Below are 15,797 nucleotides of genomic sequence, written 5' to 3'. Positions count from 1 at the left end.
ACACCAACAAAGGAGACAGCCATGCCGAACTTCAACACCCTGCGCATCGACCAGGACCCCGCGAACCCGCGCGTGGCGCGCCTGCTGCTCAACCGCCCCGAGCGGCTCAACGCCATCAACGACGACACCCCACGCGAGATCCGCGCGGCGGTGGAATGGGCCAACGCCAACGACGACGTGCATGTCATCCTGGTCGAGGGAGCGGGCAAGGGCTTCTGCGGCGGCTACGACCTTTCCCACTTTGGCGAGGGCGACATCGACCACCCCTGTCAGCAGGAACGCCACCCCTGGGACCCCCTGGACGACTATGCCTTCATGAAGCGCAACACCGAGGACTTCATGAGCCTGTGGCGCAGCCCCAAGCCCACCATCGCCAAGGTTCATGGCGCGGCCGTGGCCGGCGGCAGCGACATCGCCTTGTGCTGCGACCTGCTGGTGATGGCCGAGGACGCGCGCATCGGCTACATGCCCACGCGCGTGTGGGGCTGCCCCACCACGGCCATGTGGACCTACCGCCTGGGTCCCACGCGCGCCAAGCAGCTCATGTTCACCGGCGACCTGATCGATGGCCGCACCGCCGCCGATTGGGGCCTGGCCAACGAAGCCGTGCCGCTCGACCAGCTGGAGACGCGCGCCCTGGCCCTGGCCGAGCGCATCGCGGGCGTGCCGCGCTCGCACCTGGCCATGCACAAGATGGTGGTCAACCAGGTGCTGCTCACCATGGGGCTGGAGCAGACGCAATCCCTGGCCACGCTGTTCGACGGCATCACGCGCCACAACCCCGAAGGCCTGTGGTTCCGCCGCTATTCCCAGGACCAGGGTTTCAAGGCCGCCGTGCAGTGGCGCGACAGCGGCCGTCCCATTCCAGAAGGCGACGAAGCCCGAGCGCTGATCCGCGACATGGAGGATCGCCGGCGCACCAACCGCTGAGGACCGTTGGTCGCCCGTTCATCTCGACACAGCTCTTACGGAACGGGCGCGAATGTAAGGGCCATGCTCCCTAGCATGGGGACTTCTGCCCACTACACCTCAGGAGAAACCCATGGCACTGCACTTCGGCAAACGCGACAACGAGCCTTCCCGCCCCCTGGGCAGCGGCGGCATGGCCACACCGCGCAACACGGCTTACGGTCAATCACAAACCTCCCCCAGCAGCAGTACGCCGGTGGTTCCCCAGGAGGCCGAGGTGAAACCTGCCACCAGCACCACGCCCACCACCACCCCCGAAGGCGGCAGCAAGCTCACCGTCGGGCCGAACATCAAGCTCAAGGGCGTGGAGATCACCGACTGCGACACGCTGGTGGTCGAGGGCACGGTCGAGGCGACCATGGACTCGCGCGTGATCCAGATCGCGCAGCAAGGCGCCTTCAAGGGCTCGTGCGAGGTCGACCTGGCCGAGATCTACGGCACCATCGACGGCAACCTCACGGTGCGCCAGAAGCTGGTGATCCACGCCACGGGCAGGGTCACCGGCCGCATCCGCTACGGCAAGATCGTCATCGAGGAAGGCGGCCAGCTCTCGGGTGACGTCGAGTGCGCCGCCAACGGCGCGGCCAAGGCGTCGTCGTCCGGCACCAAGCCGTCGATGCAGCTGGCGGCCTAAGTCTGCGCCGAACCCCCGGCGGGCGGTTTGCCCGCCCCGGGGGGCCCCGGTATGCTCGGGGCCATGTACGCCGAGTTTTTCGGGCTCCAGAGCGACCCGTTTTCGATCGCGCCCGACCCCCGCTACCTGTTCATGAGCGAGCGCCACCGCGAAGCGCTCGCTCATTTGCTCTATGGCGTGCGGGGCGGTGGCGGCTTCGTGCTGCTCAGCGGCGAGATCGGCGCCGGCAAGACCACCATCTGCCGCTGTTTCCTGGAGCAGGTGCCCGAGAACTGCAACGTCGCGTACATCTTCAATCCGCGCCTGACGGTCGCGGACCTGCTCAAGTCCATCTGCCGCGAGTTCCGCATTGAGGTCAAGCACGAGGGCCTGGGCCCGGCCACGGTGCACGACCACCTCGATCCGCTCAACGAATTCCTGCTGGCCAGCCACGCGCGCGGCGAGCGCAACCTGCTCATCATCGACGAGGCGCAGAACCTCACGCCCCATGTGCTGGAGCAGCTGCGCCTGCTCACCAACCTGGAAACCAGCGAGCGAAAGCTGCTGCAGATCATCCTCATCGGCCAGCCCGAGCTGCGCGGCATCGTGGCGCGGCCCGAACTGGAGCAGTTGGCCCAACGCGTGATCGCGCGCTTCCACCTCGACGCCCTGGACGCCGCCGAGACACGCCAGTACATCCAGCACCGCCTGCAGGTGGCCGGCCTCAAGGGGCCGCTGCCGTTCTCGCCAGCCGCCATCGAACGCATCCATGAGCTGTCGCGCGGTGTGCCGCGCCGCATCAACCTGCTGTGCGACCGCGCCCTGCTCGGCGCCTACGCGAACGGGCAGAGCCGCGTCGAACGCACGGTGGTCGACAAGGCCGCCGGCGAGGTGTTCGACGGCGCCGGCTTCCCGCCACCGCCCCGGCGTGCCCGTCCGATGGGTGCCGCGCGTCCCACCGGCCTGGGCACTGCGGGCATGGGCGCATTGGCCGGCGCTGTGGTGGGCGCCTTGGTCGCCGCCGCGGTGCTGTGGTTCTGGCTGCAGCGGTCGGGCACGCCGGCCGCCGCCGGGCCCGCCGCCCCAGTGGCCGCCGCCCCGGTCACCCCTCCCGTCACCGACCACCCCGCGGCCGCCCCCGGCATCAGCCCCAGCGCGCCGACCGACCCCGCCATGACCCGCGATCCCGCCCCCACCTCCGGCTGGCCCGCTGGCGATACCCTGCTGGCCACCGAGGCCGAGGCCTGGCGCGAACTGGCCCCGCTGTGGGGCGCCGCGCTGGCCGACAGCGGCGACCCCTGCGAACACGCGCTGGCCGGCGGTCTGCAGTGCTACCGCACCTCGCGCATGACCGTGCATGGCCTGCGCCAGCTCGACCGCCCCGGCATCTTGAACCTGCGCCTGCCCGGCGGCGACAGCGGCCGGCTGCTGCTCACCTCCCTCGACGCGGACAGCGCCGTGCTGGCACGCGGTGAGCGCCGCTGGCGCGTGCCCCTGACCGAACTGGCCGACGCCTGGCGCGGCGACTACGCCACGCTGTGGCGCCTGCCCCCCGGCCACACCGGCCGCCTGGCCGATGGCCGCGACGGCCCGGCTGGCCGCTGGCTCGGCGAGCGCATCGCGGCCTTGCAGGCCAGTGGCCGGGTGCCCGTCTCGGGCCAGGATCTGGCGGCGCGCCTGCTGGCCTTCCAGCGCGCGCAGGGCATCGACGCCGGCGGCCCGGCGGGCCCGGTGACCTTCATGCAAATCAACCTGGCCAGCGGGGTGGATGAGCCCCGGCTGCTGCCCCGCTCCTGAGCTTCCGATGTCTTACATCCTCGACGCCCTGCGCCGCGCCGACGCCGAACGCGAACGCGGCCGCGTGCCGGGCCTGCACACCCAGGTGCCGCCCTCACGGGCAAGCGAACCGCCGGCGGCGCGTGGTGGCGCGCGGCCCTCGCGCGGCCCGCTGTGGATAGGCCTCGGTGTGCTGGCGGCCGCCATCGCCGGCATCGCCTGGTGGTTGATGCGCGACGGCGCTTCGGCGCCGTCGCCTGGGCCGGTGGCCCAGGCCCCCTCGCCCGCACCGGCCTTCAAACCCGAGCCCCCTCCGGCGCCGCCGCCCCGCACGGGCGCGGCCCCTGCCCCTGCCCCTGCCCCTGCCCCTGCCCCTGCCCCTGCCCCGGCACCGGCACCGGCACCGGCACCGGCACCGGCACCGGCACCGGCACCGGCACCGGCACCGGCCGTGCCCGTGCAGCCTATCCTGGCGCCACCACCGCCACCGCCGCCCGCGCCCGCTCCGTCCGCCGCGCCGGCGCGCCCACCCACCCCACCCGTGGCGCCGCCCCCGGTCACGCCCTCGCCAATGCCCGCCCCCGCCACCAGCGGCGACACCCACCTGCCGCGCGTGAACGAGCTCAGCCCCACGGCGCGCGCGGCCCTGCCACCGCTCAAACTCAGCGGCAGCACCTACGCCGACAACCCCAAGCTGCGCATGCTCATCGTCGACGGCCAGGTGGTGCAGGAAGGCCAGGACATCGTGCCGGGGCTCAGGCTGGAGTCGATCGGCCCGCGCAGCGCGGTCATCGTCCACCAGGGCCAGCGGCTGCGCCTGCCCTACTGACCCCCCATGACCCCGCTGCTGCGCGCCGACCACCTGCGCTTCGCCTGGCCCGGCGGCCGGCCGCTGTTCAATGGCCTCTCGCTGGCGCTCGGCCCCGGCCTCACCTGGGTCACCGGCGACGATGGCTGCGGCAAAAGCACCCTGCTGTCGCTGCTGGCGGGCGCCCTGGCGCCCCAGGCCGGGCGGCTGTGGGCGGCCGGTCACTGGGCCGACGAGGACCCGGTGGCCTACCGCCGCCAGGTGTTCTGGATCGATCCCCAGACCGAGGCCCACGACGCCCTGCCCGCCGCCGGCTACCTGGAGGGCCTGAGCGCGCATTGGCCGGGCCTGAGCGAGGCCGCCCTGGCCGATCTCGTGGACGGCTTCGGCCTGGCGGAGCACCTGCACAAGCCGCTGTACATGCTGTCCACCGGCAGCCGGCGCAAGGTCTGGCTCACCGCCGCGCTGGCAACAGGCGCGCCCGTCACGCTCATCGACCAGCCCTTCGCCGCGCTGGACGCCCCGTCGGCCCGTTTTCTGGCCGACTGCCTGACCGAGGTCGCCGAGCACCCCAGCCGCGCCTGGGTGGTGGCCGATCACGCCGCCCCGCCGGATACCCCTGAAGGGTTCATCCTTCGCCTAAGCGGCGCTTGAGGCGGCACCGAATGGTGCGAACGTACTGCCAGCGCAGTACTGTGACGGCCTCATCGGGCCGGTTTTTAGCGCTGCTAAATCGTCCTTGCTAACTTCGAAATCGACAGGGTGACGGGGCCCACCTAGATTCGCGTCCATGCCGAGCCGGGGCCAGTCGCCGCCCACCAGGTTGCCGGCCGCCGTTGGGACCCAGGAGCCACCATGAGCCATGCCGCCTTTGCCGAGTCGCAACTGACCGCCTCCATGCTCGACATGCTGATGGCGCGTTGGCAGACGGCGCCCCGCCCGGCGGCCCCGCCGCACGAATCCCCAGCCGATGCCATGGAGCGCGCGCGCGGCATCGTCGTCCAGACGGTGGGCCACTACGTGAACTACCTGGAGGCCTCGGACCAGGCGCTCTACGCCACGCTGATCTCCCTCACCGACGCCGAAGCCCTGCGCGAATTGTTCTTCGAGTGCTTTGACCTCATGGTCAGGACCCGAGGCCCCGCCATCGCCGTGCTGCGCGTGCACGAGCTCTACCGCCTCGTGCGCTGACGGCCGCCGCGCCGTCGTCCCGCTTTAGGCCGCCACCACAGGATCCAGCGCCACGTGTTCCCGCAGCCGCTCCCGCAGCCAGCGGTGGGGCGGGCTTTGGTGGGTGCGGTGGTGCCACACCATGTAGTTCGGGCGCCAGGACCGGGGCAGTTCGGGCGGCAAGGGCAGTAGCCTCAGCCCGGGGGCACGTCGGCGCAGGTCATTTCCATCGATGGGCGCCACCGTGGCCAAACGGTCCGTCGTGGACAAGACGTGGGCCAGACGATCAATGGGATAGACCACACTGCAGGACCGCGGCGGCAGGCCAATGCTCTTGAGCCAGCGGTCGATGGGCAGCACGGCGGCCTCGGTGGCGCGCATCGTCACCGAGGCCAATAGGTGGTGCTCGGCCAGGTATTGCTGCAGGCTCAAGCTGTCGCCGATGCGCGGATGCGCCGCGCTGAGGCAGCAATGGGTGAACGTGGTCGCCGGCAACGGCTCAGCGTGCAAATCCGGGTCGTCCTCGGGGGGTGGCCACGCGGTCAGCAGAACGTCGGCGTCCGCGGTTCGCAGCCCCTCGTAGCCCCCGGTGGCCGCGTCGGGCTCGCGCACATCGAGCCGCACATGCGGCGCCAGGGCCACGATGGCGCTGTAGCAGGCGTTCAGGTCGACCCGCGTGAAGCCCTCGGCACTCATGATCCTCAGATGCGCCTCGCCGCTGGCGGGGTCGAAAGGCGCGCCCGAGGTGATGTCCTGCCACAGATGCACCATCTCCCGGAACGACGCCAGCACGCCTTGCCCCAGGGGCGTGGCCACATAGTCCGAGCCCTGGCGCTGCACAAGCTCGTCGCCGAAGAACTCGCGCAGTCGCTGCAGCGACTGGCTGGCCGCCGGCGGCGTGAGGCCCATGCGCTCCGCGGCCTGGCTCAGGCTCTGCGCGTCCAGCAGCGCCACCATCAGCGCGATCTGACGCATGTCGGCCGTGCCGATGGCGCGTGCAACGCGCGACCCACCGAAACCTTCGGTACTCACGCAGGCACCTCCATCGACCGGCCCGCGGCCCGTGACACCGCCCGCAGGCGCTCGCGCAGCCATTGGTGAGGGCGGCTGCGATCGGTCCGTTCGTGCCAGATCATGTGGAGCTCACTGCGCACCGCCGGAAAGTCGGGGGGCAAGGGCAGGCTGCGCACCTGGCTCAGCAGTGCCACCACCACGCGGGCGCCGTCGGCCGACATCGTCATGAGAAAGTCGCCCCGCGATACCAACTGCAGGCAGGTCCACAGGGACTGCACGTAGGTCGAGCGGCGCAGAACCTGGCCCCGCGCCTGCAGGGCGGCGTCCAGCGGGCTGCGCGACGCCGCGTCGAGGTTGCGGTAGTGCGCCACCACGTGTTCCTCGGCCAAGTACTGCGCCAGGCTGATGCGGTCACCCACGCGGGGGTGCGACTTGCTCAGCAGCACATGCGTCAGGGCGTGCGAACAGAGCAGCTCATGCCGCATATCCCGCGCGTCCGCCGGCGGCGGCGCGCTGGCGCAGAGCACATCGAGCCGGCCCGCGCGCAGCAGCTGGAAGTCAACCGCGTTGTACAGGGGCACCTGCAGATCGAGCCGCGCGCCCGGCGCCTGTTCGCGCAGATCGGCCTGCAGTTGCACGAAATCGGGCAGAGCCGAGTGGCCCACGCAGGCCACGTTGAACCGCATTGCGCTCTCGGACGGATCGAAGCCCTGCACGGCCTGCAGGCTCTCGTTCCAGCGTTTGACGATGGTCCGGATGCCACCGATCACACGCTCGCCGTGGGACGTGAGCCGGTAGGCATTGCCGTGCCGCATATACACCTCTTGCGCGAACGCGGCGCGCAAGCGGCTGAGCGACTGGCTGGCGGCCGACGGCGTCATGCCCAACCGGGCCGCTGCCTCGCTGAGGCTTTGCGTATCGATCAGCTCGCACATCAGGGCCAACTGCTTGATGTCGGCGTTTTTCATGGCCAAGCGCTCCAGCAACCACCGTGCCGAGCCACAGCCTACACCCATGCCAGCGGTTTGGCATGACCGGTTTCGGACCGCGCGTCTTCAGCGCCCGCCCAGGCCCATCTGCCGGGAGATCAGCTCCTTCATGATCTCGTTGGTGCCGCCGTAGATGCGCTGCACGCGCGCGTCGGCGTAGGCGCGGGTGATGGGGTATTCCCACATGAAGCCGTAGCCGCCGTGCAACTGCACGCACTCGTCCATCACCTTGCACTGCAGGTCGGAACACCAGTACTTGGCCATGCTGGCGGTGGCCGAGTCGAGGCGGTTTTCGTTGACGAGCTCGCAGCACTTGTCCACGAACACGCGCGCCACCTGCACCTCGGTCTGCAGCTCGGCCAGGGTGTAGCGCGTGTTCTGGAAGGCCGCCACCGTGCTGCCGAAGGCCTTGCGCTCCTTCACGTACTGCACGGTCCAGTCGATGGCGGCCTGGGCCGCCGCCACCGCGCCGATGGCGATCTGCAGCCGCTCCCAGGGCAGCTGCTCCATCAGGCAGACGAAGCCCCGGCCCAGAAAATCCGGCCCGCCGAGCACGTTGTCGGCCGGCACCGCCACGTTGTCGAAGAACAGCTCGGAGGTGTCCTGCGCCTTCAGGCCCAGCTTCTTCAGGCGCTTGCCCTTGTCGAAGCCGGGCATGCCGCGCTCCACCAGCAGCAGCGTGGTGCCTTTGGCGCCGGCCGAAGGATCGGTCTTGGCGACGACGATCACCAGGTCGGCGTGCCAGCCATTCGTGATGAAGGTTTTGCTGCCGTTGAGGCGATAGCTGCCGTCGGGCTGCAACAAGGCGGTGCTCTTGATGCCCTGCAGGTCGCTGCCGGCCGCGGGCTCGCTCATGGCGATGGCGCCCACCATCTCGCCGCTGGCCAGCCGCGGCAGGTACTTGCGCTTCTGCGCCTCGGTACCGTAGTGCAGGATGTAGGGCGCCACGATCTCGCTGTGCAGCCCGAAACCGATGCCACTGAAGCCGCCGCGCGCCAGCGCCTCCATCTGCACCACCGAGTAGAGCCGGTCGGCGCCCGCGCCGCCGTAGGCTTCGGGCATGGACGGACACAGAAAGCCGTTGGCCCCGGCCTGGCGCCAGACCTCGCGGTCCACGTAGCCTTGCTCTTCCCAGGCCTCGTGGAAGGGCGCGATCTCCTTGTCGACGAAGCGCTGGAAGGCGTCGGCGAAGGCCTGGTGGTCGCTGTTGAAGAGGGTGCGTTCGATCATGCTGTCACCGACTGGACGGTTGGGGGATTTTTGGCAAGCAACTGCTTGGCGAAAGTCAATATACTGGGCCGAGGTATCGGTCACCACCGGGGACAAACCATGAGCGCCGTCCCGCCGTTTCGAAGGCGCTCGCACCGCAGCCCGCTGCGCGGAGGTCATGACAATGAGCGAAGCCTTCATCTTCGACGCCATCCGGACGCCCCGTGGCAAGGGCAAGAAGGACGGCAGCCTGCACGAGGTCAAGCCGATCGATCTGCTGGCCGGCACGCTGAGCGCGCTGCAGCGGCGGCACGACTTCGACACCGCCGCGGTGGATGACGTGGTCATGGGCGTGGTCTCGCCCATCGGTGAGCAGGGCTCGGTGATCGCCAAGGTGGCCGCGCTCAAGGCCGGCTGGGACTGGCGCTGCTCGGGCGTGCAGCTCAACCGCTTCTGCGCCTCGGGCCTGGAAGCGGTGAACCTGGCGGCCATGAAGGTGCGCAGCGGCTGGGAAGAGCTGGTCGTGGCCGGCGGCGTGGAGAGCATGAGCCGCGTGCCCATCGGCTCGGACGGCGGCGCCTGGGCCCAGGACCCGGCCACCAACAGCGCGACGATGTTCGTGCCTCAGGGCATCGGCGCCGACCTGATCGCCACCATCGAAGGCTTTCGCCGCGAGGACGTGGACGCCTTCGCCCTCGAGTCGCAGCGCCGCGCGGCCAGTGCGCGCGGCGAAGGCCGCTTCGACCGCTCCGTGGTGCCCGTGACGGACATGCTGGGCCAGACCGTGCTGGGCGAGGACGAGTTCATCAAGCCCCACACCACCCTGGAAGGCCTCGGCGCGCTCAAGCCGGCCTTCGAACAGCTCGGCCAGATGGGCTTCGACGCCGTGGCCCTGCAACGCTACCCGCAGGTCGAGCGCATCGAGCACGTGCACCACGCGGGCAATTCCTCGGGCATCGTCGACGGCGCGGCGGCCGTGCTGATCGGCAGCGAGGCGGCGGGACGCACGCACGGCCTGACGCCACGCGGACGCATCGTCGCGGCGGCCCTGTCGGGCGCGGACCCGACCATCATGCTCACCGGCCCCATGCCGGCCAGCCGCAAGGCCCTGGAAAAAGCCGGCCTGACGGTGGTCGACATCGACCTCTTCGAGGTCAACGAGGCCTTCGCCGCGGTGCCGATGAAGTTCATGCGCGAGATGGGCGTGCCGCACGACAAGGTCAACGTCAACGGCGGCGCCATCGCCCTGGGCCATCCGCTGGGCGCCACCGGCGCCATGATCCTGGGCACCCTGCTCGACGAGCTGGAGCGCCGCGGCCTCAAGCGCGGCCTGGCCACGCTGTGCGTGGGCGGGGGCATGGGCATCGCCACCATCATCGAACGGGTCTGAACGAATGAAAACGATCCGCTACGAGCTGCACGACGGCATCGCCACCATCACCTTCGACGAGCCCGGCTCGCCGGTGAACACCATGTGCACGGACTGGCAGCGCGACCTCACCACGGTCACGGGCCTGGTGGTGCGCGACAAGGCGCTCATCAAGGGCATCATCCTGGCCTCGGCCAAGAGCACCTTCTTCGCCGGCGCCGACCTGAAGGGCACGATGCGCCTGAAGGCCAGCGACGCGCGCCAGGTCTACGCCGAGATCGAGCAGACCAAGAAGAACTTCCGCACGCTGGAAACCCTGGGCGTGCCGGTGGTGAGCTGCATCAACGGCGCCGCCCTGGGCGGCGGCTGGGAGGTGGCGCTGGTGGGGCACCACCGCATCGCCATCGACCACCCCAAGATCCAGCTCGGGCTGCCCGAGATCACGCTGGGCCTGATCCCGGGCGCCACCGGCATCACCAAGATGACGCGCCTGCTGGGCCTGCAGGGTGCCCAGCCCTTCATCCTGGAAAGCCGCCTGTTCGGTCCGCGCGAGGCGCTGGAGCTGGGCCTGGTGCACGAGCTCGCGCCCGACGCGCTGAGCCTGCGCGCCGCGGCCGAGGCCTTCATCGGCGCCCACCCGACGGCCCAGCACCCCTGGGACGCCAAGGACTACAAGATGCCCGGCGGCACACCGAGCAACCCCAAGGTGGCCGGCATGCTCAGCGTGGCGCCAGCCCTGTTGCGGCAGAAGACGCAGGGCCTGTACCCCGCGCCCGAGGCCGCGCTGGCCGCCATGGTGGAAGGCGCGATGGTCGACTACGACACGGCGCTGCGCATCGAGAGCCGCTACCTCGCCCAGCTCATCGTGAGCCCGGTGGCGAAGAACATGATCAACACCTTCTTCTTCGACATGAACGCCGTGCGCGGCGGCGGTTCGCGTCCGAAGGACCATCCGCGCTTCACGCCGCGCAAGGTGGGCATCCTGGGCGCCGGCATGATGGGCGCGGGCATCGCCTACGCCCAGGCCAGCCGCGGCATCAACACCGTGCTGGAGGACGTGAACCTGGAGACCGCCGACATCGGCAAGGCCTACAGCCAGCGACTCACGCAGATGCGCGTCGACAAGGGGCTGATGAGCGTGCAGGAGCAGCTCGGCCTGCTCGACCGCATCCAGCCCACCGACCACCCCAAGGACCTCAAGGGCTGCGACCTGATCATCGAGGCCGTGTACGAAAACCGCGAGGTCAAGGCGCAGATCACGCGCGAGGCCGAGGAGCAACTGGCGCCCGGCGGCTTCTTCGCCAGCAACACCTCCACCCTGCCCATCTCCAGCCTGGCCAAGGCCTGCCGGCGCCCCGAGAAGTTCGTCGGCATCCACTTCTTCAGCCCGGTGGACAAGATGAAGCTGGTGGAGATCATCCGCGGCCAGCGCACCGACGACGAGACCATCGCGCGCGCCTACGACTACGTGCTGGCGCTGGGCAAGCTGCCCATCGTGGTGAACGACGCGCGCGGCTTCTACACCAGCCGCACCTTCGGCACCTACGTGATGGAAGGCGCGGCCATGCTGGGCGAAGGCATTCCCGCGCCGGTGATCGAGAACGCCGCCGTGCAGGCCGGCATGCCCGTGGGCCCGCTGGCCGTGCTCGACGAAACCTCGCTCGCGCTCTCGGTGCACGTGCTCGACCAGACGCGCGCCGACTTCAAGGCCGAAGGAAAGGTCTACGAACCCGGCGCCGGCGAGTTGCTGGTCGAGCGCATGGTCAAGACCCTGCGGCGCGCGGGCCGCGCGTCGGGTGGTGGCTTCTACGAGTACCCGGCGGGCCAGCGCAAGCGCCTGTGGGTGGAGCTCAAGGGCCTATTCGAGGACCCCAAGCTGCCCTGGGAGCTGCAGGACGTGAAGGACCGCCTGCTCTACCGCCAGTCGGTGGAGACCGCGCGCTGCCTGGCCGAGGGCGTGCTCACCAGCGCGCACGACGCCAACATCGGCTCCATCTTCGGCATCGGCTTCCCGGCCTGGACGGGGGGCGCGCTGCAATTCATCTACGGCCAGGGCATCGAAGCCTTCGAGCGCCGCTGCGACCTGCTGGCGCGCCGCTTCGGCCGCGGCTTCCTGCTCGACGGCGCGGCGCGCGACGCCATCCGCCGCTTCCAACCCCAGTACTGACACTCCGAACGATGTCCCGACTGTCGAACAAGGTCTGCCTCATCACCGGCGCCGCCCAGGGCATCGGCCTGGCCACCGCCGAAACCTTCGCCCGCGAAGGCGCCACCGTGATCGTCGCCGACCTCAAGCCCGAGGCCGTGGACGCGGCCGTGCGCCGCTGCCAGGCCCTGGGCGCCCAGGCCGAGGGCCACGCGCTGGACGTGACCGAGCGCGCGCAAGTGGACGGGGTGGTGGCCAAGGTGTTGGCGCGCCATGGCCGCATCGACGTGCTGGTCAACAACGCCGGCATTACGCAGGACGCGCGCCTGCAGAAGATGACGATCGAGCAGTTCGATCGCGTCATCGACGTCAACCTGCGCGGCGTCTTCCATTGCGCGCAGGCCGTGGCCGACGCCATGGTGCGCCAGGGCCACGGCGTGATCCTCAACGCCTCTTCGGTGGTGGGCCTGTATGGCAACTATGGCCAGACCAACTACGCCGCCAGCAAGTTCGGCGTCATCGGCTTCACCAAGACCTGGGCGCGCGAGCTGGGGCCCAAGGGCATCCGCGTCAATGCCGTCGCGCCGGGGTTCATCGAAACGCCCATCCTCGCCACCATCCCCGACAAGGTGCTGGACGAACTGCGCCAGCGCGTGCCTCTGCACCGACTGGGCCGGCCCGAGGAGATCGCCAGCGTCTACGCCTTCCTGGCCAGCGACGACGCCAGCTACGTCAACGGCGCGGTCATCGAGGTCAGCGGCGGCATGTCGGTCTGAGGCGGCCCTCGGAATCTGGCATCCCCCAATGAGGGGATGTGAGGAATATCACACCCTGTCCAGCCGCCCGGCGGACAACCGGCGGCGGGCCAGCGTGTTACAAATCGGGGTTTTGCTCGCCCCAAGCCCCCGATGCAGCCCTCTCCGCCGCCCGCCTCAGAAGGCCCGCGCCTCGCGCGGCTGCGCGCGCTGGGCGTGCTCGACACCCTGCCCGACCGGGCCTACGACGGCATCGCCGCCCTGGCCCAGACCCTGTGCGACACCCCCATCGCCCTGGTCTCGCTGGTGGACGCCGAGCGGCAGTGGTTCAAGGCCCGCATCGGCCTGCCCCTGAGCGAAACCCCACGCGACTGGAGCTTCTGCGCCATCGCCATCCAGACGCCCGGCGAGGTGCTGGTGATCGAGGACATGCGCCACGACCCGCGCGTGCAGCACCACCCCCTCCTGCGCGAACAGCCCGACCTGGGTTTCTACGCGGGCGCGCCCATCGTGACCGCCGACGGCCTGGCCCTGGGCACGGTCTGCGTCATGGACGTTCGGCCCCGGCGGCTGTCCGCCCCCCAGGTCGACGGACTGCGCCACCTAGCCGCGCTGTCGGCCACCCTGCTGGAGCAGGGCGCGCAGGACGTCGAGACGCTCAAGCGCAACGAGGTCCGACTCAACCGCACCGTCGCGCTGCTGGAGCGCAAGACGGTGGAGCAGCAGCGCTTCATCTACATGCTTTCGCACGACCTGCGCGAGCCGGTCAACACCATCAACAACTTCAGCTCGCTGCTGGTGGAGGACCACCAAGCCGAGCTGATCCCGGCCGCGCAGCGCTACCTGGGTTTCGTGCGCGAAGGGGGCCGGCGCATCGGCCGCCTGCTTGACGACCTGGTCGAGTTCGCCCAGCTCGACACCCACCCGCTGCGCATCGAGCCGGTGGACCCGGCCGCCCTGGCGCAACACGTCACGCAAGACCTGGCACCCGTGCTGCAGCGTTGCCAGGGCCGCATCGAGATCAACACGGCCCTGCCGGTGGTCATGGCCGACGCCGGCCTGCTGCGCGTGGCCCTGCACAACCTCGTGAGCAACGCGCTCAAGTTCACGCGCCCCGGCATTCCGCCGGTGGTGACCGTGGGCGCCTCGCGCAGCGGCGAGCTCGACCAGATCCACGTGAGCGACAACGGCGTGGGCATCGCGCAGGAGCACCAGGGCCGCATCTTTGGTCTGTTCAACCGCCTGCACAACCGCCGCCGCTACGACGGCACCGGCCTGGGCCTGCCGATCTGCCAGCGCATCGCCGAACTCCACCAAGGCCGCCTGACGCTCGATTCGTCCACCGACGCCGGCAGCCGCTTCACCCTGCACCTGCCTCCGGCGGGTCGCGCCTGAGGACCCCCACACATGGCAGCCCCCGCGCGTTTCATCCTGATCGACGACAGCGACGCCGACAACGTGTACCACGAGATCATGATCCGCCGGGCCGGCTTCACCGGCGAGGTGCGGGTCTTCGACAACGGCGTGGACGCACTGAACTTCCTGCGCGACGACCCGCTCGCGCTGCCCACCTGCATCTTCCTGGACATCAACATGCCCGTGCTCGATGGCTTCGAGGTCGCGCACCAGGCCACCGATCTGCTGAGCGGCAAGCCGGCCACCGTGCTGCTGATGCTCACCTCGTCCGACGCGCCGCAGGACCGCCAGCGCGCCGCCGAGCTGCCGGTGATCCAGGGCTACGTCACCAAGCCCCTCACCGCCGACATGGTGCGCCGCATGCTGGCCCGCGATGCCTGAGCCCGCTCCCGACGAAGCCCCCCTGCGGCCGCGCTCGCGCGCCGAACTCTTCACCGCTTTCACCTGGCTGGCCCTGCAGGGCTTTGGCGGCGTGCTGGCCGTGGTGCAGCGCGAGCTGGTGGAAAAACGCCGCTGGCTCACGCGCGACCAGTTCGTCGAGGACTGGGCGGTCGCGCAGATCATGCCGGGCCCCAATGTGGTCAACCTGGCCTTGATGATCGGCGGGCGGCACTTCGGCCTGCGGGGCGCGCTGTCGGCGCTGGCCGGCATGCTGCTGGCACCGCTGGCCCTGCTGCTGCTGTTGGCCGTGCTCTACAGCCAGCTCGCCACGCTGCCGCAGGCGCAGGCCGCGCTGCGCGGCATGGGCGCGGTGGCGGCCGGGCTGATCACCGCCACCGGCCTGAAGCTGGTGGCGGCGCTGCGCAGCAACGTCATGGGGCCGGGCGTGTGCATCGGCTTCGCCGCCTGCACCTTCGTGGCCATCGCCTTGCTGCGCTGGCCGCTGGCATGGGTGCTGCTGGGCCTGGGCACGCTGGCCTGCGCCTGGGCCTGGCGCCAACTGGGCCGCACGGGGGGCTGAGGCCATGGCCCCCCTGCCCCTGGCCGTGGACTGGCTGGACCTGTTCACCCACTTCCTCACGCTCTCCCTGCTGGCGGTCGGCGGGGCCATCACCGTGGCACCGGACATGCACCGCTACCTGGTGGTGCAGCACGGCTGGCTCGGCGACGCGCAGTTCACCGCCTCGATCGCGCTGTCGCAGGCCGCGCCCGGGCCCAACGTGCTGTTCATCGCGCTGCTGGGCTTCAACATCGGCATCAACGCGGCGGGCGGGCCCGCGGCGGGCTGGCGCGCCTGGGCGCTGGGGCTGTTCGGCGCGGGTGTGACGATGGTGGCGATCCTGCTGCCGTCCTCGCTGCTCACCTACACGGCCACCCGCTGGGCGCACCGCCACCGCGAGCGGCGGGGGGTGCGCGCCTTCAAGGCGGGCATGGCGCCCATCGTGATCGCGCTGCTCATCGCCACCGGCTGGGTGCTCACTGCGGCGCACGACCAGCCGGCGCGCGACTGGCGGCTGTGGCTGCTGACGGCGGTGGCCGCGCTGATCGTCTGGCGCACCCGGCTGCACCTGCTGTGGCTGATCGGCGCGGGCGGGGTGCTGGGGGCGCTGGGCTGGGTCTGAG

The 15,797-nt window shown here is 70.4% G+C and carries 16 protein-coding genes; 13 read left to right on the top strand and 3 right to left on the bottom strand.

The genetic code is table 11. The features are described 5' to 3' along the window. The first annotated feature begins 21 nt into the window (after window positions 1-21). The 6 genes from BHU06_RS15400 to BHU06_RS15375 all read left to right on the top strand — a co-directional run bounded on the left by BHU06_RS15400 (window position 22) and on the right by BHU06_RS15375 (window position 5,357). Complete coding sequence (locus BHU06_RS15400) at window positions 22-930, top strand: crotonase/enoyl-CoA hydratase family protein (protein ID WP_070400087.1); 909 nt, start codon at window positions 22-24, stop codon at window positions 928-930. A gap of 112 nt (window positions 931-1,042) precedes the next feature. Beyond that, entirely contained in the window at window positions 1,043-1,603 is a 561-nt protein-coding gene (locus tag BHU06_RS15395; protein WP_070400086.1) for a polymer-forming cytoskeletal protein, read from the top strand. A 63-nt stretch (window positions 1,604-1,666) separates the two neighbouring features. After that, the gene (locus tag BHU06_RS15390; RefSeq protein ID WP_070400085.1) at window positions 1,667-3,379 is read left to right on the top strand and encodes an ExeA family protein; all 1,713 of its coding nucleotides are present in this window, start codon (window positions 1,667-1,669) and stop codon (window positions 3,377-3,379) included. Between the two features lie 550 nt (window positions 3,380-3,929). Beyond that, complete coding sequence (locus BHU06_RS23025) at window positions 3,930-4,187, top strand: general secretion pathway protein GspB (RefSeq protein WP_254668185.1); 258 nt, start codon at window positions 3,930-3,932, stop codon at window positions 4,185-4,187. Between the two features lie 6 nt (window positions 4,188-4,193). Continuing rightward, on the top strand, window positions 4,194-4,820 hold the full coding sequence (locus BHU06_RS15380; RefSeq protein ID WP_070400083.1) for an ATP-binding cassette domain-containing protein: 627 nt from the start codon (window positions 4,194-4,196) through the stop codon (window positions 4,818-4,820). Window positions 4,821-5,021: 201 nt separating this feature from the next. Continuing rightward, window positions 5,022-5,357: a hypothetical protein gene (locus BHU06_RS15375; RefSeq protein WP_070400082.1), complete on the top strand. Its 336-nt coding sequence runs from the start codon at window positions 5,022-5,024 to the stop codon at window positions 5,355-5,357. 24 nt (window positions 5,358-5,381) lie between these two features. Here BHU06_RS15375 and BHU06_RS15370 read toward each other — a convergent pair whose 3' ends face one another. From BHU06_RS15370 to BHU06_RS15360, 3 genes are all read right to left on the bottom strand, one after another. Then, window positions 5,382-6,368: a LysR family transcriptional regulator gene (locus BHU06_RS15370; RefSeq protein ID WP_070400081.1), complete on the bottom strand. Its 987-nt coding sequence runs from the start codon at window positions 6,366-6,368 to the stop codon at window positions 5,382-5,384. After that, on the bottom strand, window positions 6,365-7,318 hold the full coding sequence (locus BHU06_RS15365; protein WP_070400080.1) for a LysR family transcriptional regulator: 954 nt from the start codon (window positions 7,316-7,318) through the stop codon (window positions 6,365-6,367). Before BHU06_RS15365 ends, BHU06_RS15370 begins: the two co-directional genes overlap by 4 nt. Before the next feature lie 87 nt (window positions 7,319-7,405). Then, complete coding sequence (locus tag BHU06_RS15360; protein ID WP_070400079.1) at window positions 7,406-8,569, bottom strand: acyl-CoA dehydrogenase family protein; 1,164 nt, start codon at window positions 8,567-8,569, stop codon at window positions 7,406-7,408. 163 nt (window positions 8,570-8,732) lie between these two features. Between BHU06_RS15360 and BHU06_RS15355 the strand changes: the two genes are divergently transcribed. The 7 genes from BHU06_RS15355 to BHU06_RS15325 all read left to right on the top strand — a co-directional run bounded on the left by BHU06_RS15355 (window position 8,733) and on the right by BHU06_RS15325 (window position 15,796). Further along, window positions 8,733-9,938 (top strand): acetyl-CoA C-acetyltransferase, encoded by a 1,206-nt coding sequence (locus BHU06_RS15355; RefSeq protein ID WP_070400078.1) that lies wholly within the window; start codon window positions 8,733-8,735, stop codon window positions 9,936-9,938. A gap of 4 nt (window positions 9,939-9,942) precedes the next feature. Further along, window positions 9,943-12,084: a 3-hydroxyacyl-CoA dehydrogenase NAD-binding domain-containing protein gene (locus BHU06_RS15350; RefSeq protein WP_070400077.1), complete on the top strand. Its 2,142-nt coding sequence runs from the start codon at window positions 9,943-9,945 to the stop codon at window positions 12,082-12,084. An 11-nt stretch (window positions 12,085-12,095) separates the two neighbouring features. Next, window positions 12,096-12,839 (top strand): 3-oxoacyl-ACP reductase FabG, encoded by a 744-nt coding sequence (gene fabG / locus BHU06_RS15345; RefSeq protein ID WP_070400076.1) that lies wholly within the window; start codon window positions 12,096-12,098, stop codon window positions 12,837-12,839. Between the two features lie 132 nt (window positions 12,840-12,971). Continuing rightward, on the top strand, window positions 12,972-14,213 hold the full coding sequence (locus tag BHU06_RS15340) for an ATP-binding protein (protein ID WP_070400075.1): 1,242 nt from the start codon (window positions 12,972-12,974) through the stop codon (window positions 14,211-14,213). 12 nt (window positions 14,214-14,225) lie between these two features. After that, a complete protein-coding gene (locus BHU06_RS15335; protein ID WP_070400074.1) occupies window positions 14,226-14,615 on the top strand; it encodes a response regulator in 390 nt (129 codons plus the stop codon). After that, window positions 14,608-15,195, top strand: a complete 588-nt coding sequence (locus BHU06_RS15330) for a chromate transporter (protein ID WP_070400073.1) — start codon at window positions 14,608-14,610, stop codon at window positions 15,193-15,195. Before BHU06_RS15335 ends, BHU06_RS15330 begins: the two co-directional genes overlap by 8 nt. Before the next feature lie 4 nt (window positions 15,196-15,199). Then, window positions 15,200-15,796, top strand: coding sequence for a chromate transporter (locus tag BHU06_RS15325; protein ID WP_070400072.1), 597 nt, complete (start codon window positions 15,200-15,202; stop codon window positions 15,794-15,796). Window position 15,797 lies beyond the last annotated feature (1 nt).

Origin of the sequence: Hydrogenophaga sp. PML113 (genome assembly GCF_001777155.1) — a bacterium.
In the GTDB taxonomy this organism is placed as follows: Bacteria; Pseudomonadota; Gammaproteobacteria; order Burkholderiales; family Burkholderiaceae_C; genus Hydrogenophaga; species Hydrogenophaga borbori.
The sequence above is the reverse complement of the archived record's forward strand: the minus strand, read 5'-3'. Positions and strand labels throughout refer to the sequence as shown.